We start from the raw sequence: 15,850 nt of genomic DNA, 5'->3' as shown, positions 1-15,850 counted from the left end.
GGCGCGTCTGCACCAGCAGCCGGGATGGCGGCAAGGCGTACAGGTACACCCATGCAGATGTTCAGATCATCATCGCCAGTCAAAACGTCGTAGAAGTTGGAGCCCGTAGATGTGTGGGATTTTGGGGATCGCAAGCAGGACGCATGATGTCTTTGCGGAAATCTATGACGGGCTGCTGATGCTGCAGCACCGGGGCCAGGACGCCTCGGGCATCGTCACCTATAACGGCGAATTCTTCCGTGAGAAGAAAGCCAACGGTCTGGTCAAGGACGTGTTCAACGCGCAAGACGCCGAGACCCTACTGGGCAAGATCGGGATGGGCCATGTGCGCTATCCCACCGCCGGTTCGCTTAGCGCGGCCGAGGCGCAACCGTTCTTCGTGAACGCGCCTTATGGCATCTATCTGGTCCACAACGGCAACATCACCAACACCGCCGAACAGCGCGAGAAGGTGACCGCCAAGTACAGCCGCCATCTGCGCACCACCTCGGATTCAGAGATTCTGCTGAACGTGCTGGCAGACAAGGTCGCCGACGCGATCAAGGTGAACGGCAACGCCGAGCCCATCCGCAACCTCTTTGCCGGCGTGAAGATGACGATGGAACGGGTTCAGGGCGCCTATTCGGTGATCTGCCTGGTTGCCGGTGTCGGTATGCTGGCCTTCCGCGACCCCTATGGCATCCGCCCGCTTTCCGTCGCCAAGCGCGATGTGGATGGTGAAGGGGATGACTATGCCTTTGCCTCGGAAGATGTGGCCTTTGGCATCAACGGCTTTGACAAGCTGCGCGACGTCAAACCCGGTGAGGCGATCCTGATCGATCTGGACGGAAACATGCACACGTTCCAGGCGGTCGAAGGTCAGCTGACGCCGTGTATCTTTGAATATGTCTACCTTGCACGGCCTGACTCACTGCTGGACGGTGTTTCGGTCTACAAAACCCAGATGCGCATGGGGCAAACGCTGGCCCGCCAAATCGAGGCCGCCGGTCTTGATATCGACCGCATCATCCCCGTGCCGGACAGCGCCCGCCCTGTGGCGCTTGAGGTCGCCAAGGCGACCGGCATCCCCTACCGCGAGGGTCTGGTCAAGAACCGCTATGTCGGCCGAACCTTCATCATGCCCGGTCAGGAAGAGCGTCAGAAATCGGTGCGGCGCAAGCTGAACGCGGTGCCGTTGGAGTTCAAGGATCATAACGTGCTGCTGATCGACGACTCGATCGTGCGCGGCAATACGATCAAGAAGATCGTGCAGATGTGCCGCGAAGCTGGCGCCAAGAAAGTCTTCATCGCCAGCGCCTCACCGCCGGTGAAATTCCCCAATGTCTACGGCATCGACATGCCCACCAAGCATGAGCTGATAGCCAATGGCAAAGAGATCGAAGAGATCCGGGAGGAACTGGGCGCCGACGCGCTGTTCTACCAGAACCTCGACGACCTGATCTGGTCCGCCAAAGAAGGCAACCCTGAGATCGAAGCCTTCGACTGTTCCTGCTTTGATGGCAACTACATCACCGGCAGCGTCAGCGACGACTATCTGGACAGCCTGGAGAACAGCAGTCGCGTCAGCAAAAAACGCGAGGATATGCAGGTGCCCGGCGGGTCGTGGAACGCGGCGAAACTGGCTTCGGGATAGGGTCAGAACCGAATCAATACAGCTTTCGGCCCGCTTCGCTGGTGCGATGCGGGTCTTTTTCTATCCGGCATACCGGCTCATGAGTGGGTTTTCGCGCACAACCCTTCGATGAAGAAATTGCAATCGCAAGGGCTTCGGCGGGGTTGTGAAACCAGCCGTTTTCTCGCCCTTCGGCCAGGGTTTTAGTCGCGGTTCCGGTTTGCTAGGCCAGCGGCAACCAACCACTTGTAACAAGGGGCTGGGCCATCACGGTCGGGCCGGAACTCATGTCAAACGCAACTGTCAAAAGTGCGGCCACGCAAAAGGGCGCGCTGAACAAAAGCTCTGTGTCCGTTCTGGGGGTCTTTGGGCCGAAATCGGATATGCGCGCTCTGGTGCGCATGTCTTCGGGACGCGTGAAAGAGGTCAAGCCCGGCAGCCGGGTTTCAACGGGCACCGTGGTCGCCATTGATGACGAGGGCGTGATGCTGCGACAAAGCGGCCAGACCAAGCGGATCGCCATACCCGGCAGCTAAACCGGCTTGACGCCCTGCGCGCAGGGGTTCAAACCGCTCTCATGACCGATCAGAGTAAAATTGCCCTCGTCACCGGGGCCTCTCGCGGGCTGGGCGCTGCCCTGGCCGAGGCGCTGGCACCCGAATATCACATCGTCGCCGTTGCCCGAACCACCGGCGGGCTGGAAGAGCTGGATGATCGCATCCGCGCCAAAGGCGGCGCAGCGACGCTTGCCCCCATGGACATCGCCGACCCGAATGCCATGGCGACCCTGTGCCGGGGCATACATGACCGTTGGGGCAAGGTGGACCTGTGGCTGCATACCGCCGTTCACACATCCGCCCTGACGCCCACGCATTTCATCGACCCGAAGGAATGGACCAAAGCCGTCAACACCAACGCTACGGCCACGTCGGTTCTGATCCCCTACATCGCCCCCCTGTTGGGTGAGGCGGGTCACGCGGTGTTCTTCGACGATCCAAAAGCGGGTGAGAAGTTCTATGGCATCTATGGTGCGACCAAGGCCGCGCAGATGGCGCTGGCCCGCAGCTGGGCGCTGGAAACCGGACGCACCGGTCCGCGCGTGACGATTGTCGAACCCAAGCCGATGCCAACGGCCGTGCGCGCGCGTTTCCACCCCGGTGAGGATCGCGATGCACTGACCAGCACGGCCGATGAGGCCGCGCGTATTCTGGCGAAGCTGTAAGGAACGGCCCGTTGGGCCATGCCTCCGGCGGAGGTATTTTTGGCCAGATGAAGCGGGCGGGTTACGCGATATGCACGCCGTTGCGCCCGGCGAGATCGACGAAGAACTGCCACGCCACGCGGCCCGAGCGTGCGCCGCGTGTGGCCTGCCATTCGATGGCTTCGGCACGCAGGGTTTCTGCGTCCACTGACACTCCGTAAGCCGCGCAATAGCGGTCGATCATCGCAAGGTATTCATCCTGATCGCAGGGATGGAAGCCCAACCACAGGCCGAACCGGTCGGACAGCGAGACCTTTTCCTCGACCGCTTCGGACGGGTTGATGGCGCTGGAACGTTCATTCTCGATCATGTCCCGCGGCATCAGGTGGCGGCGGTTCGAGGTGGCGTAGAAGACGACGTTTTCGGGGCGGCCTTCGATGCCACCGTCCAGCACGGCCTTGAGCGATTTGTAGTGCTGGTCATCGTGGCTGAAGGACAGGTCATCACAGAACAGAATAAACCGGTGCGGCGCAGCGCGCAGGTGGTTCAGCAGGCGCGCAACCGAGCCCATATCCTCGCGCTGAAGTTCGACCAGTTTAAGGTCGGGGAACTCCGCCTGCAACGTCCCATGGACGGCTTTGACGAGGCTGGACTTGCCCATCCCCCGCGCACCCCAAAGCAACGCATTGTTGGCCTTGAAGCCAGCGGCGAACCGACGCGTATTATCCAGCAACGTATCGCGAGATCGGTTGATGCCGACCAAAAGCTCCAGATCAACACGATTAACCTGAATGACCGGTTCCAGCCGATCCGGCTCCACATGCCAGACAAAGGCCGGCGCTGCCGCAAAATCGGGGGCGGCCAGAGGGGCTGGCGCCATACGCTCCAGCGCGTCAGCGATGCGGTTCAGGGCTTGGTCGTCCATTTTGGCCTCCGGTCGTGTCTTGCGGGGTTCAAACCATGTTCCGCCCCCCGCAACAAGAGCCGCAAACGAAAAAGGCGCGCCGTGTGGGGCGCGCCTGATCCTTTAGAGTCCGGCCAGCTTACTTGCCGTCTTCTTCCAGCACGATCTCTTCGTCGGCCTCTTCTTCGTCATCATAGTAACCGTCGGCGCGCAGTTGTTCCTCGCGCTTTTTCTCGACCCGTGCGACGAGGAAAATCGACACCTCGTAAAGCCCATAGACCACCACAAATAGGATGATCTGCGTGATCACGTCCGGCGGGGTCACCAGCGCGGCCAGCACCAGAATGGCGACCACCGCGTATTTACGCACCGAGCCGAGCCCTTCGGAGGTGACCAGTCCGGCCTTGCCCATCAGGGTCAGCAGAACCGGCAGCTGGAAGCACAGGCCAAAGGCCACGATGAACTTGATCGTCAGGTTCAGATATTCTTGCGCCGAACCCTGGAACACCACGCTCAGCGGTGCTGCGGTTGCACCCTCGGTCACGGCTTCGCCTTCGGCCCCGAATTGCTGGAAACCAAGGAAGAAGTCATAGGCCAGCGGCGTGACCACATAGAACGCAAAGCTTGCGCCCAGCAGGAACATGAAGGGCGAGGCCAGCATGAATGGCAGGAACGCATTCTTTTCCGACTTGTACAAACCCGGAGCCACGAACCGCCACATCTGCATCCCGATATAGGGAAAGGCCAGAATGAAGCCACCCAGCAGCGAGACTTTGATGGCAACAAAGAAGCCCTCTTGCGGGGAGATGAAGATCAACCCGCAATCCTGTCCCCGTTCGGCCAGAACATTGCACAGGGGGTTGGTCAGGAAATTAAAGAGGGGCGTGGCCACCGTGAAGCAGATGATCATCCCGACCAAGAACGCCACGACGCAGTGAATCAACCGCGTGCGCAGTTCCGCCAGATGCTCGATCAATGGGGCCGAGCTGTCCTCGATCTCGTCGGTTTTGGTCATGTCTTGCTTTCGGTTTTCAGCGCGGCTTCGGCCTCTTCAGCCTTGGCCAGCGCGTCAGCAGCTTCCTTGGCCTTGCGTTCAGCAGCGGCCCGCGCGGTCGAGGCCTGAATCTTCTTGGCCTGCTCGGCCCGTTCAGCGGCCAGCTTGCCGGTTTCGCTGTCGGGGTCGAACTTGGTCGGGTCGATGCTTTTCGCCAGATCCTGTGCGGCCTCTTTCACGCCATCCATGGCGGTACCTACCGGGTTGGTGGCCGCGTTGAGACCTTTCTTGATCTCATTCACGCCCGCCTGATCGGCCGCCTCGTTCATGGCGCTGGAAAATTCGCGCGCCATGCCACGGGCCTTGCCGACAAAGCGGCCGACATTGCGGAACAACACCGGCAGGTCCTTTGGCCCCACAACGATCAGGGCAACAACGCCGATGACCAGAAGCTCGGTCCAGCCCAGATCAAACATCTGGACTTAGGCCTTGTCTTTGTCGGTCTCAGGAGTGACGTCCTTGGCCACTTCGGCTGCGTCCTGCTCCAGCTCGTCCGCGCCTTCCTTGACGCCGCGCTTGAACGAGGTGATGCCCTTGCCCACTTCGCCCATTAACGAACTGATTTTGCCGCGACCAAACAGCACCAGCACCACAACGGCGATCAGCAGAAGACCGGGAAGGCCAATATTGTTGAGCATGTCTCTTCTCCTTGTACGTCGGCGCCACGCGCCGGGAATGTTGTCTGGCCCCGTGTCTACGCCCACAAGCCCGCGCGAAAAAGTGACGCAAATCAATTCCGCGCCGAATTGTGAACGGATCGCACGTTTTTTACGGGCTGGCCTTCCTCAACTGACAGGTTTATGTCAGTTGTATGTGGCTAGGTAGTGGGCATCGAAACCTGGTCAATGGAGATTCACATGACCCATGTTGCAGAAATCGTCACCTTTACCCTCGCCAACGGCACCTCGGCGGAAGAGTTCGTGAAACTCAGCCAGGCTTCTGAGGCCTTTGTCCGCTCGGCACCAGGCTTTGCCCACCGGCAGCTAAGTCAGGGTGAGGATGGCCGCTGGACGGATTATGTCGTCTGGACCGATATGAAAGCGGCTAAAGATGCAGCCGCACAATTCCCGCAGCAAGACTTCTGCGCGGGTTTGATGGCCGCCATCAACCCCGAAAGCATTCAGATGCGCCATGAAAACGTGCTATGGAACATGACCGCCTAAACGCGGTTTGGACGGCGTGACATGCGCCGCACGGATCGCCTGTTCGATATCATCCAGATCCTGCGCGACGGTAAACTGCACCGCGCGCAGGACATCGCGGATCGGCTCGAAGTGTCGGTCCGCACGATCTATCGCGACATGGATACGCTGGTCGCGTCCGGCGTCCCGGTCGAGGGCGAACGCGGTGTCGGCTATATGGTGCGCGAGCAGATCACCCTACCCCCGCTGAACCTGACACCCGCGGAACTGGAAGCTCTGAATCTCGGCATGGCCATTGTGGCCGAGGCCGCCGACCCGGACCTGAAATCTGCGGCTGAGTCACTGGCCGACAAGATCGACGCCGTACTGCCCACTCAGGTTGTGGCCGAGGCAGACACGTGGAAGTTCGCTGTCTATCCCTTTGCCGACGCCGCGCGAGGTCTGGCGTATATGGCCCCGATCCGGGCTGCCATCAAATCCCGCCAGAAACTGCACCTGACCTATCGCCGTATCGACGGCGTTCTGACCGAACGGACCATTCGCCCCCTGCACATGGAGTATTGGGGCCGCGTCTGGACACTGACCGCGTGGTGCGAGCTACGCGAAGGGTTTCGCGTGTTCCGTATCGACCTGATCGAAGCTGTCGCACCCCTGCCCGAGATTTTCGCCGATGAACCCGGCAAACGCCTGAGCGACTTCGACCCACACGCCTGATCCACTCGACATCTGGCCCAAAATATCCCCGCCGGAGGCATGGCCCGGAACGGGCCATTTCCGTCACTTCAGGTAAGGCTCAGGATCAACCGACTCAAACCCTTTGCGCACCTCGAAATGGACGTAAGAGTTGTCCCCGCCCCGCAAGGACGCAATCTGCTGCCCGCGGCGAACGCGCGAACCCTTCTTAACGGTGACTTTGTCGACATTCGCATAGACGGTCAGAAGGTCGCTGTTGTGTTTGATCACGATGATCGGCACCTGATCGGCATCCGCAGTGATGGCCGCCACGGTTCCAGCCTCAGCCGCTTTTACGGCAGCCCCGGATGCACCGGCGATATCGATCCCCTCGTTCTTGCCCTTGTTATAGGTCCGGATGATCGTCCCGGTGACAGGCAGTCCAAGAGCCGAGTTGCTTTGGCTGGTCGGCGCCTCCGCGGTCACGTCAGGCGCAGGTACGGAAGCGGCGATTTGCTCGTCCGGCAGAGGTTGCGTCGCGCTTGGTGGCGTCGGTGTGGGCGACCCCTGCCCCGGCTGTGTCACATTTGTGGCCGGCACAGCGGCCTGTTGCGGCGCAGGCTGGTTCTTGATCGGAATCAGCAGGAACTGATCTTCCCGCACCGTAAAGTCCGACCCCAACCCGTTCCATTCCGCCAAGGCATCGACCGGAACATCATAGAGCCGCGCGATGGTATAGGCTGTCTCACCCCGTTTGACCTTGTGGCGCACCGGCTCTGGCCCCGAGGCAACAGGCGGTGTCGGCGCTGGAGCCGCAGCGGGTTGTGCGGGCTCGAGTGTCGATGTCCGGACCGAGCCATCCGCCGGAGCCTCGTCAATCGCTGTTCCGGCGATCGTGGCAATATCCACCGTGCTGGCCGCGCTGACCGTGCGCGGCAGCGCAATCACTTCGCCATCTCGCAGTTGGTCATCGGGCTGCAACCCGTTGAACCTAGCCACCTCACCCGCAGGCAGGCCGATACGGGCGGCCACATCGTTGACCGTGTCCCCACGGCGCGCAACGGCGACCTGATAGTTCGGGTAGGTTATAACTCCGCGCGCGTCCGGGGTCGGACGGTTGGTGGTGGCAGATTGCGCGGCCTCTGCGGTCGAAAAGCCGCCCACATTGCCCCGCAGATCATAGTCGAACGGGCCCTCGCATCCGGCAAGGAACGCCACGGCCGCCACTCCTGTCGCGCAGCGCAACATCGCTGATTTGGAAACTGCTCTCATCTTACTGTCCTCATCGCCTGCCCCTGTTACCCGGGGTTCCGGCGCATATTGCAGAATATCTAGTTACGCCCCGTCCCTGCCAAGCCCCTCTAACAGGGGCACGAAACGAACGGGCAACAATTCGTCATAGTCCAGACCGGTTTCGGTGCGACGGACCCGGATCAGGGTCTGAACCGCATCCGACTGTCCCACCGGCAACACCATGATACCGCCGATTTTGAGCTGCGCCAAGAGCGGCCCAGGCGGGTCTTCCGCCGCAGCTGTCACAATGATTCGATCAAACGGCGCCTGTTCGGACAAACCGAAGGACCCATCCGACAGCATCGCGGTGACATTGGTCAGCCCCAAGTCACGAAACAACTGCCCGGTTTCGCGCACCAGACGCTTGTGGCGCTCAACCGTATAGACCCGACGTGCCAGCTTGGACAGGATCGCCGCCTGGTAACCCGAACCGGTTCCGACCTCCAGCACCGTATCCCGCGGGCGGACCTCAAGCGCCTGTGTCATCAACCCCACCACCGAGGGCTGGCTGATCGTCTGCCCGCAGGCAATCGGCAGCGGCGTATCCTCGTAGGCGCGCTCGGCAAACAGGCCTTTGACGAACTGACCGCGATCAACCTGCTCCATCGCGGCCAGCACGCGGGCATCCGTCACGCCCCGCGACCGCAGGGCAAACAGGAACTGCATTTTTGTTTCGGGATCTGGTCCGGTCATTCGATTGTCTTCAGTGCCTCAAGCGCGTCATGCGCCGTCAGATCGGCCCGCATCGGCGTGACCGAGATATAGCCCGCCAGATTGACTGCCGCATCCGTTCCCGGCGCGGTCGGGTTGTGCTGATAGCCACCCTTGATCCACAGGAACCGCCGCCCCGAGGGCGAGCTGTGCGGTTCAACCGAGAAACGGGTATCGCGGCGATAACCTTGCGGAGCCACCCGCGTGCCCAGCACCTCATCCGCAGGCACCGGCGGGAAATTCACGTTGTAGAACAAGCGGTAGTCGCCCTGTTCTGACGGTGTCGCATCCAGGATTTTCCGCACCAGATCAGCGCCAAACCGGGTCGCGGCCTCGAACGGATCGTCCAGCCCCAGATTGCGCGGGCCGAAATACTGCGACAAGGCAATCGCCGGGATGCCCTGCAATGCGGCCTCCATCGCGCCACCAACCGTGCCGGAATAGAGTGTATTCTCGGCCGAGTTGTTGCCCCGGTTCACCCCCGACAACACCAGATCGGGCCGTGCATCCTTCATCACGTCATGCAGCCCGGCCAACACGCAATCGGCGGGCGACCCCTCGGCGGCAAAGCGACGATCGCCCAGTTTGGCGACCATCATCGGGTGGGTATAGCTGATGCAATGGCCAACGCCCGATTGTTCGAAGGCCGGGGCGACGACCCAGACCTCTCCATCCGGTCCGGCCAGATCGGTCGCGATCGCTTCCAAGGCGATCAAACCCGGCGCGTTGATGCCGTCGTCATTGGTCAAAAGAATACGCATATGCCCCATCCACCGCAGCGTTTTGACCTTGATAGACCCGCCCCCGCGCGGCGGCAAGCAAAGCGAACCCGCAATCTGCGGCTTTCGCGCACCACTTTGGCCTAAACTGTGATTTCAGACCCTAATCTGGGAAAACGAAGCACCGATCCCGGCGCACGGTCAGCCACATGACCCGCCCCGGATTGGGCACAAAGACATTTGGCACGGTGGCCTTCAGGACCGAACCATCATGGTCCATCCGAAACTCCACCAGGCTCTCATTGCCCAGAAACCGGGCCCTTTCAACCACGCCGCGGGCGGCGACGCCATCGGTTACCGTGGGCAATGGCCCCTTGCCGTTGCGGTCGAAATCCAACCGGACGTGCTGAGGCCGAAAGACAATCTCGACATCCGTGCCATCCGGAACGCCCGGCGCCAGGAACTGGCCAAACGGAGTTTTCGTCAGAGCACCCTCAACTCTGCCGCGCAACACATTGACATCGCTAAAAAACGCCACCGCGGCCTTATCGACCGGGCGAGTATAGACGTTGTATGGCGCACCTTGCTGCACGATCTTGCCGCGCCGCATCAGGGCGATCTCATCCGCCATGCGCATCGCCTCTTCGGGCTCGTGCGTCACCAGCACGACGGCGGCGTCTTCCTCCTTGAGGATCGCCAGCGTTTCATCGCGAATACCGTCACGCAGACGGTTGTCGAGGCCCGAGAACGGCTCATCCATAAGCATGATACGCGGCCGCGGCGCCAGCGCGCGCGCCAGAGCTACCCTTTGCTGCTCACCTCCCGACAGGTGGTGCGGGAACTTGTCGATGAAATGGATCAGATCGACCTTGCGCAGCAGTTCTTCGACCCGCGCGCGCTTTTCCTCTTTGTGGCCCTTCAGGCCAAAGGCCACGTTGTCGGCCACGTTCAGATGCGGAAACAGAGCGAAATCCTGAAACATCAGGCCGATCTCGCGCCGTTCGGGCGGAACGCGGAAAACGGTATCGCAGATCAGCTTGCCGTCGACATAGATCTCGCCCGATTCCTGCATCTCGACCCCGGCAATCATGCGCAGAGTGGTCGACTTACCGCAGCCCGACGGCCCCAGCAGACAGGTCACCTTCCCTGCCTCAACGGTCAGAGAGACGTCGTCCACAACGACCCGCCCCTCGTACCGGGCAATCAGATTGCGGATTTCCAGACGAGGAGGAGTTGCGTCAACTGTCACCGATGGACCCCATTGCCTTTTCCCGATGAAATTCATCGGGCTTTAGGCGGGGATAACAACCCCGCTCGTCAGGTGCAAGGGATCAGCAGCACCCGCCTTGGGGTGCCTCACCGCTCGCTTCGAACGGGCTTTCACCGCCGCAGCCTTCGAAGATGCCATAGTGGGTCGAAAAATCGCCGATGAAGTCAAAATGCCGGGCAAATCGCGTGTCTTTCAGCATCATCCAGGTGTTACCACAGACCGGAAAGACCTTGCCCGCCTCAATCGCGTGGTGATCGTCCAGTTCGAACAGATGCGGTGCGTTCGGAATGGTGCCTTTGTAGATCACCGCCTGACCGTAATCCTCGCAAGCCGGTTCCAGCTCGGACAGTTTGAACAGCCGATACGTGGCCGAAAGGAATTTCAGCGGCGCGACACGCTCTTCCAGTTCCGGATTTTCGATGGTCAGCGGGCGGTGCGTCACCCGGCGCGGATCGCCAAAGCCCGCCTTGCGCGACAGCGTCAGGAAGTCGTTCCAGTAGAGCGCGCCGGACAGGCATTCGCCGTACAAAACCTCATCCTCGGCCATCGCTTGAGGGATACGGCGGTCGGCATAAACGTCCGAGAAATACATCTCACCGCCCTCTTTCAACAGGCGATACGCACCGCGCAGAACAGCCTCTTTGTCGGTGGCCAGATTGATCACGCAGTTCGAAACGATGATGTCAAAGGACCCGGGCTCCAAGTCCAGTTCATCCAGCTTTTCGATATAGCCGTGGTGGAATTCCACGTTGCTGGCCGCATGACCGAACGCTTGCGCGTGATAGTCCTGATGCGCGCGGGCGACGTCCAGCTGCTCGGGCGTCATATCGACACCAACCACCCGGCCCTTTTCGCCCACCATCGCAGACAGGGCATAAACGTCACGGCCCGCACCACAGCCCAGATCGAGGATGCTCATCCCCTCCAGGTCCAGCGGCGCGATCAGGCCGCAGCCGTAGTAACGAGTCAGCACGTCGTCATGCACTTTGGACAGGATGCGCTTGAGGTGATCCGGCATGTCGTCTGGCGTGCAGCACGCATTGGTCTGCAAATCCGAACTGCTTTGCAGGACCTCGCCGTAGTAATTCTGCACCGATTCATGCTTCATCGCAGCTATCCCCTTCCTCACTGGCTGCACCGCAGCTAATGCAGCGCAAGCCCCGGTGCAATCCGGGCCCAGCAAATCTGACGAAAGCGTGAGACCGTTGGCCTATCCCAGCAGGTCGAAATCGACGCCCGCGCGCACCTGCCCGTTCACCTGAATCTCAAGCCGATGCGCGCCGGGGACCAGCTTGAACGTGGTCGCATTGCCCTTGAGCTTGTGCTTCTTGCTCAGCTTCAGCGTGCCATCCCGAAGTGCGGCCTGTTTCAATTTATGAACCTTAGCCGAAGTTTTTCCGCCAGGCCTTTGAAAGTGAATGGTATAGTCCACCAGAACCGGCTGATCCCCGACCCCGTCCAAGGTCACTTCGAAATCCAGCGCTTCACCAATCCGGGCGTCACCGTTCACCTGCACATCCGCAGTGACCTTGGCATCCGGATCATATCCCAGCATCTTCATGGCCCCCGGATGCCCAGATTTCACCAGCCCCCGCAGGGTGTGAGAGGTCATCCAGCGCAACTCGTCCTGTTCCTGCTGCCTGGCCGAGGCCCAGACCTGCAGCCGATCCAAAACCAGTTCGGGGTCCTTCTTGGTAATGTCGTTCAGATGGTTCGCCACCGACCGCGTGACATAGCGTGTGGTGTCGCCATGCAAGCGGTCCAGTAATGGTAACGGGTCGGTCATATTGATCCCAACCGCCTGCCCCCATGGCAGTCGTGGCCGTGTGCCTTCGCTAACCAGCCGGCGAACATGATAGCTGCTGTGCCCGCACCAGAGCGCCATCCGCGCAAGCACCTGATCCGGGTGTTGGTTGAAGAACGGACGAATGGCCCATTCCATCGAAAACCGCTGGGTCAATTCTTCCAACACATCCAGCGCCAGATCAGGATGATTCAACCCGACATTGACCACCCAATCCCCCAAGGGCGCAAAGATGAAGTCGCCGAAATCATCATCCGTCTTGGTCGGGTCCAGCGGCGGCGGCAAGGCGCGCAGCAGAACGGGTGCGATCTCGGGTAAATCACCGGGCACGGCCTGCTGCAGGCATTCTGCGATCCAGGCCATGCGTTCCTTCAGCTCAAGGTCCAGCAGGCGGGACATGACCTGCCCCTCGAACATCTCTGCATCAAAGGACGGGTCCGCCCCGGCAAAAAGCCCCGCCAGATAGCGGGTCTTTTCGACATTAAACAGTTGGTCTTTCAGAGAAAAATTTTCTGCCATGGTTACATCGTCAAATTGGTCGCCCCACCGTCCAGAAGGATGTTTTGACCCACGATGAAACCGGCGTGTTGCGAGCACAGGAAGGCACAGGTCGCGCCGAATTCCTGCCGCGATCCGTACCGTCGCGCCGGGATTGTTGCCGCGCGGTTTGCGCGCGCTTCGTCAATCGAAATGCCCTGCTGCGCCGCGACACCACCATCCAGCGAATCTGCGCGGTCGGTGGCGTGAATACCCGGCAGAAGGTTGTTGATCGTCACGCCATGCGCAGCAACCTGTCGCGATGTCCCGGCCACATAGCCGGTCAACCCGGTGCGCGCTGCGTTCGACAAGCCCAGCACCGCAATCGGCGCGCGTACGGATTGCGAGGTGATGTTCACCACCCGTCCCCAGCCCTTGTCCACCATCCCCGGAAGCAATGCCTTCATGAAGGCGATCGGCGTCAGCATGTTGGCGTCCAGTGCCTTGATGAAATCATCACGCTCCCAGTCCGACCACATTCCCGGAGGCGGGCCGCCCGCGTTTGTCACAAGGATATCAACCCCCTGCGCCGCGTCGATCACCTGTGCCTGCCCCTCGGCCGAGGTCACATCGCAGGCCACCGTCTGCACATCCACACCATGTTCGGACCGCAAGCGGACGGCTTCGGTCTCCAACGCTTCGGCACCGCGGGCGTTCATCACCAGATCGACCCCCGCCTGCGCCAAAGCCTCGGCGCAACCCAGTCCCAGACCTTTACTGCTGGCGCAGACCAAAGCGCGTTTTCCCCGTATTCCCAGATCCATAAGATCCTCCCTGTCAGTTATTGCCCGCATGTCTAACACCGGCCAGACAGGGAAAACCAGAAACGGTTCGTTGATCAGTAGAAGAACTCTTCCCGAACGATCTTGCCGTTCGCCACGTGGTAGACGCCAATTTCGCGCATATCGAACGCCTCGCCCGTTTCTATCACCTTGCCCTGCACTTCGAAGATCACTGCAAAGCGGTCATCCCCATGTGGGAACGGGTCGCTGACCGAAGAACCCGAAACCTCATGCGCGCTTTCCCACCATTCATGTTTGCCGCGAATGGCGTCAACGCCGTGTGTTTCGCGGCCCATATCCATAAAGTCCTGCGCCTCAACCGAGACGGCGTCCGGCGCATACAGCTTTGCAAGGTTTTCCTTGGCTCGATCCTCACGGCACCCGGCCACGAGTTCGTCTGCAATTTCTTTCAAATTCATTGATCCACTCCATCATTTGTTCACTATATGTTCCTATTGCCACAGCTATACGATTCGAACCACCCCCTTTGTCTTGCTTCGGCAGGATTCCCCGCCTATACGCGCGTTCATGCTTGATACCTCGAACCAACCCACCTTGCCGCCCGAGATCGCCCGGCGCCGGACATTCGCCATCATCTCGCACCCCGATGCGGGCAAGACGACGCTGACCGAAAAGTTCCTGTTGTACGGCGGCGCGATTCAGATGGCCGGTCAGGTGCGCGCCAAGGGTGAGGCGCGGCGCACGCGCTCGGACTTCATGCAGATGGAGAAGGATCGGGGCATTTCGGTTTCCGCATCGGCGATGTCGTTCGACTATGGGAATTTCCGGTTCAATCTGGTGGACACGCCCGGCCACTCGGATTTCTCGGAAGACACCTATCGCACGCTGACCGCCGTGGATGCCGCCGTTATGGTGATCGACGGCGCGAAAGGTGTGGAAAGCCAGACGCAGAAACTGTTCGAGGTTTGCCGACTGCGCGATCTGCCGATCCTGACCTTCTGTAACAAGATGGACCGCGAAAGCCGCGATACGTTCGAGATCATCGACGAAATTCAGGAAATGCTGGCTATCGACGTCACGCCCGCCGCGTGGCCCATTGGCGTGGGTCGCGATTTCATCGGCTGCTATGACATGCTGCGCGACCGGCTTGAACTGATGGACCGCGCCGACCGCAACAAGGTGGCGGAAAGCATCGAAATCAACGGGCTGGACGACCCCAAACTGGCCCAGCACGTCCCCGAGCACCTGCTGGAAAAGCTGCTGGAAGAAGTCGAGATGGCGCGTGAACTGCTGCCCGCGCTGGACCCGCAAGCGGTGCTTGAGGGTCACATGACTCCAATCTGGTTCGGCTCGGCCATCAATTCGTTTGGTGTGAAGGAGCTGATGGAAGGCATCGGCGACTATGGTCCGCAGCCGCAGGTTCAGTCTGCCGAACCCCGTCAGATCGCGCCGAATGAAAAGAAGGTCGCAGGGTTCGTCTTCAAGGTGCAGGCCAACATGGACCCCAAGCACCGCGACCGGGTGGCGTTTGTCCGCATGGCCTCGGGCCATTTCAAGCGCGGCATGAAGCTGACCCATGTGCGGTCGAAAAAGCCGATGGCGATCTCGAACCCGGTGCTGTTTCTGGCCTCTGACCGCGAACTTGCCGAAGAGGCCTGGGCCGGTGACATTATCGGCATCCCCAACCACGGCCAGCTGCGCATCGGCGATACGTTGACCGAGGGCGAGGCGCTGCGCGTGACCGGCATTCCGTCCTTCGCGCCGGAACTGCTGCAAGGTGTTCGCGCGGGCGATCCGATGAAGGCCAAGCATCTGGAGAAAGCCCTGATGCAGTTTGCAGAAGAAGGCGCGGCCAAGGTCTTCAAACCCTCGATCGGTTCCGGCTTTATCGTCGGCGTTGTCGGGGCGCTGCAATTCGAAGTACTCGCCAGCCGGATTGAGATGGAATACGGACTGCCCGTGCGTTTCGAGGCGTCTCAATTCACATCAGCCCGTTGGGTCAGCGGCGACAAGGCCGAGGTCGACAAATTCGTCAACGCCAACAAGCAGCACATCGCCCATGACCATGACGGCGACATCGTTTATCTGACGCGCCTGCAATGGGACATCGACCGGGTCGTCCGCGACTATCCGGCGCTGAACCTGACGGCGACCAAGGAAATGATGACGTGACCTGCCCGCAGGCCGA

At 60.6% G+C, this 15,850-nt stretch carries 18 protein-coding genes; 6 read left to right on the top strand and 12 right to left on the bottom strand.

From position 1 onward, the window contains the following. Positions 1 to 109 precede the first annotated feature (109 nt). The 3 genes from purF to ACR0KW_RS10830 all read left to right on the top strand — a co-directional run bounded on the left by purF (position 110) and on the right by ACR0KW_RS10830 (position 2,834). The gene (gene purF / locus ACR0KW_RS10840; RefSeq protein ID WP_480804984.1) at positions 110 to 1,633 is read left to right on the top strand and encodes an amidophosphoribosyltransferase; all 1,524 of its coding nucleotides are present in this window, start codon (positions 110 to 112) and stop codon (positions 1,631 to 1,633) included. Positions 1,634 to 1,899: 266 nt separating this feature from the next. Then, positions 1,900 to 2,148, top strand: a complete 249-nt coding sequence (locus ACR0KW_RS10835; protein WP_480804983.1) for a hypothetical protein — start codon at positions 1,900 to 1,902, stop codon at positions 2,146 to 2,148. Between the two features lie 41 nt (positions 2,149 to 2,189). After that, positions 2,190 to 2,834 (top strand): SDR family NAD(P)-dependent oxidoreductase, encoded by a 645-nt coding sequence (locus ACR0KW_RS10830; protein WP_480804982.1) that lies wholly within the window; start codon positions 2,190 to 2,192, stop codon positions 2,832 to 2,834. Positions 2,835 to 2,895: 61 nt separating this feature from the next. Here the strand turns inward: ACR0KW_RS10830 and ACR0KW_RS10825 are convergent, their stop codons facing one another. The 4 genes from ACR0KW_RS10825 to ACR0KW_RS10810 form a co-directional block, all read right to left on the bottom strand. After that, complete coding sequence (locus ACR0KW_RS10825; protein WP_480804981.1) at positions 2,896 to 3,738, bottom strand: ATP-binding protein; 843 nt, start codon at positions 3,736 to 3,738, stop codon at positions 2,896 to 2,898. A 118-nt stretch (positions 3,739 to 3,856) separates the two neighbouring features. Next, entirely contained in the window at positions 3,857 to 4,732 is an 876-nt protein-coding gene (gene tatC, locus ACR0KW_RS10820) for a twin-arginine translocase subunit TatC (RefSeq protein ID WP_480804980.1), read from the bottom strand. After that, positions 4,729 to 5,187, bottom strand: a complete 459-nt coding sequence (tatB, locus tag ACR0KW_RS10815; protein ID WP_480589369.1) for a Sec-independent protein translocase protein TatB — start codon at positions 5,185 to 5,187, stop codon at positions 4,729 to 4,731. Before tatB ends, tatC begins: the two co-directional genes overlap by 4 nt. Before the next feature lie 6 nt (positions 5,188 to 5,193). Further along, positions 5,194 to 5,409 (bottom strand): twin-arginine translocase TatA/TatE family subunit, encoded by a 216-nt coding sequence (locus ACR0KW_RS10810; RefSeq protein WP_170325152.1) that lies wholly within the window; start codon positions 5,407 to 5,409, stop codon positions 5,194 to 5,196. Positions 5,410 to 5,628: 219 nt separating this feature from the next. Here ACR0KW_RS10810 and ACR0KW_RS10805 point away from each other — a divergent pair, with 219 nt between their 5' ends. Together ACR0KW_RS10805 and ACR0KW_RS10800 are read left to right on the top strand one after the other, a co-directional pair. Next, a complete protein-coding gene (locus tag ACR0KW_RS10805; protein WP_480804979.1) occupies positions 5,629 to 5,934 on the top strand; it encodes a hypothetical protein in 306 nt (101 codons plus the stop codon). A 21-nt stretch (positions 5,935 to 5,955) separates the two neighbouring features. After that, complete coding sequence (locus tag ACR0KW_RS10800; RefSeq protein ID WP_480804978.1) at positions 5,956 to 6,627, top strand: helix-turn-helix transcriptional regulator; 672 nt, start codon at positions 5,956 to 5,958, stop codon at positions 6,625 to 6,627. Between the two features lie 63 nt (positions 6,628 to 6,690). Here ACR0KW_RS10800 and ACR0KW_RS10795 read toward each other — a convergent pair whose 3' ends face one another. From ACR0KW_RS10795 to ACR0KW_RS10760, 8 genes are all read right to left on the bottom strand, one after another. Next, on the bottom strand, positions 6,691 to 7,857 hold the full coding sequence (locus ACR0KW_RS10795; protein ID WP_480804977.1) for a peptidoglycan DD-metalloendopeptidase family protein: 1,167 nt from the start codon (positions 7,855 to 7,857) through the stop codon (positions 6,691 to 6,693). A 63-nt stretch (positions 7,858 to 7,920) separates the two neighbouring features. Beyond that, on the bottom strand, positions 7,921 to 8,571 hold the full coding sequence (locus tag ACR0KW_RS10790) for a protein-L-isoaspartate(D-aspartate) O-methyltransferase (protein WP_170325156.1): 651 nt from the start codon (positions 8,569 to 8,571) through the stop codon (positions 7,921 to 7,923). Beyond that, positions 8,568 to 9,350, bottom strand: a complete 783-nt coding sequence (gene surE, locus ACR0KW_RS10785; RefSeq protein WP_480804976.1) for a 5'/3'-nucleotidase SurE — start codon at positions 9,348 to 9,350, stop codon at positions 8,568 to 8,570. Before surE ends, ACR0KW_RS10790 begins: the two co-directional genes overlap by 4 nt. A 121-nt stretch (positions 9,351 to 9,471) precedes the next feature. Further along, the gene (locus tag ACR0KW_RS10780; RefSeq protein ID WP_170325158.1) at positions 9,472 to 10,593 is read right to left on the bottom strand and encodes an ABC transporter ATP-binding protein; all 1,122 of its coding nucleotides are present in this window, start codon (positions 10,591 to 10,593) and stop codon (positions 9,472 to 9,474) included. A 46-nt stretch (positions 10,594 to 10,639) separates the two neighbouring features. Beyond that, on the bottom strand, positions 10,640 to 11,686 hold the full coding sequence (locus tag ACR0KW_RS10775; protein ID WP_480804975.1) for a methyltransferase domain-containing protein: 1,047 nt from the start codon (positions 11,684 to 11,686) through the stop codon (positions 10,640 to 10,642). Between the two features lie 102 nt (positions 11,687 to 11,788). Then, positions 11,789 to 12,901, bottom strand: coding sequence for a hypothetical protein (locus ACR0KW_RS10770; RefSeq protein WP_480804974.1), 1,113 nt, complete (start codon positions 12,899 to 12,901; stop codon positions 11,789 to 11,791). A gap of 2 nt (positions 12,902 to 12,903) precedes the next feature. Then, on the bottom strand, positions 12,904 to 13,683 hold the full coding sequence (locus ACR0KW_RS10765) for an SDR family oxidoreductase (RefSeq protein ID WP_480804973.1): 780 nt from the start codon (positions 13,681 to 13,683) through the stop codon (positions 12,904 to 12,906). Positions 13,684 to 13,757: 74 nt separating this feature from the next. Next, positions 13,758 to 14,120 (bottom strand): nuclear transport factor 2 family protein, encoded by a 363-nt coding sequence (locus tag ACR0KW_RS10760; protein WP_480804972.1) that lies wholly within the window; start codon positions 14,118 to 14,120, stop codon positions 13,758 to 13,760. Between the two features lie 109 nt (positions 14,121 to 14,229). Here ACR0KW_RS10760 and ACR0KW_RS10755 point away from each other — a divergent pair, with 109 nt between their 5' ends. Then, complete coding sequence (locus tag ACR0KW_RS10755) at positions 14,230 to 15,834, top strand: peptide chain release factor 3 (protein WP_480804971.1); 1,605 nt, start codon at positions 14,230 to 14,232, stop codon at positions 15,832 to 15,834. Positions 15,835 to 15,850: the final 16 nt, after the last annotated feature.

It is taken from the genome of Ruegeria sp. CG11 (genome assembly GCF_056537245.1).
The sequence above is the reverse complement of the archived record's forward strand: the minus strand, read 5'-3'. Positions and strand labels throughout refer to the sequence as shown.

What these genes read in the sequence shown, in the direction of transcription:
- purF (WP_480804984.1), top strand. Translation starts at nt 110, where the DNA reads ATGTGTGGGATTTTGGGGATCGCAAGCAGGACGCATGATGTCTTTGCG.
- ACR0KW_RS10835 (WP_480804983.1), top strand. Translation starts at nt 1,900, where the DNA reads ATGTCAAACGCAACTGTCAAAAGTGCGGCCACGCAAAAGGGCGCGCTG.
- ACR0KW_RS10830 (WP_480804982.1), top strand. Translation starts at nt 2,190, where the DNA reads ATGACCGATCAGAGTAAAATTGCCCTCGTCACCGGGGCCTCTCGCGGG.
- ACR0KW_RS10825 (WP_480804981.1), bottom strand. Translation starts at nt 3,738, where the DNA reads ATGGACGACCAAGCCCTGAACCGCATCGCTGACGCGCTGGAGCGTATG.
- tatC (WP_480804980.1), bottom strand. Translation starts at nt 4,732, where the DNA reads ATGACCAAAACCGACGAGATCGAGGACAGCTCGGCCCCATTGATCGAG.
- tatB (WP_480589369.1), bottom strand. Translation starts at nt 5,187, where the DNA reads ATGTTTGATCTGGGCTGGACCGAGCTTCTGGTCATCGGCGTTGTTGCC.
- ACR0KW_RS10810 (WP_170325152.1), bottom strand. Translation starts at nt 5,409, where the DNA reads ATGCTCAACAATATTGGCCTTCCCGGTCTTCTGCTGATCGCCGTTGTG.
- ACR0KW_RS10805 (WP_480804979.1), top strand. Translation starts at nt 5,629, where the DNA reads ATGACCCATGTTGCAGAAATCGTCACCTTTACCCTCGCCAACGGCACC.
- ACR0KW_RS10800 (WP_480804978.1), top strand. Translation starts at nt 5,956, where the DNA reads ATGCGCCGCACGGATCGCCTGTTCGATATCATCCAGATCCTGCGCGAC.
- ACR0KW_RS10795 (WP_480804977.1), bottom strand. Translation starts at nt 7,857, where the DNA reads ATGAGAGCAGTTTCCAAATCAGCGATGTTGCGCTGCGCGACAGGAGTG.
- ACR0KW_RS10790 (WP_170325156.1), bottom strand. Translation starts at nt 8,571, where the DNA reads ATGACCGGACCAGATCCCGAAACAAAAATGCAGTTCCTGTTTGCCCTG.
- surE (WP_480804976.1), bottom strand. Translation starts at nt 9,350, where the DNA reads ATGCGTATTCTTTTGACCAATGACGACGGCATCAACGCGCCGGGTTTG.
- ACR0KW_RS10780 (WP_170325158.1), bottom strand. Translation starts at nt 10,593, where the DNA reads ATGAATTTCATCGGGAAAAGGCAATGGGGTCCATCGGTGACAGTTGAC.
- ACR0KW_RS10775 (WP_480804975.1), bottom strand. Translation starts at nt 11,686, where the DNA reads ATGAAGCATGAATCGGTGCAGAATTACTACGGCGAGGTCCTGCAAAGC.
- ACR0KW_RS10770 (WP_480804974.1), bottom strand. Translation starts at nt 12,901, where the DNA reads ATGGCAGAAAATTTTTCTCTGAAAGACCAACTGTTTAATGTCGAAAAG.
- ACR0KW_RS10765 (WP_480804973.1), bottom strand. Translation starts at nt 13,683, where the DNA reads ATGGATCTGGGAATACGGGGAAAACGCGCTTTGGTCTGCGCCAGCAGT.
- ACR0KW_RS10760 (WP_480804972.1), bottom strand. Translation starts at nt 14,120, where the DNA reads ATGAATTTGAAAGAAATTGCAGACGAACTCGTGGCCGGGTGCCGTGAG.
- ACR0KW_RS10755 (WP_480804971.1), top strand. Translation starts at nt 14,230, where the DNA reads ATGCTTGATACCTCGAACCAACCCACCTTGCCGCCCGAGATCGCCCGG.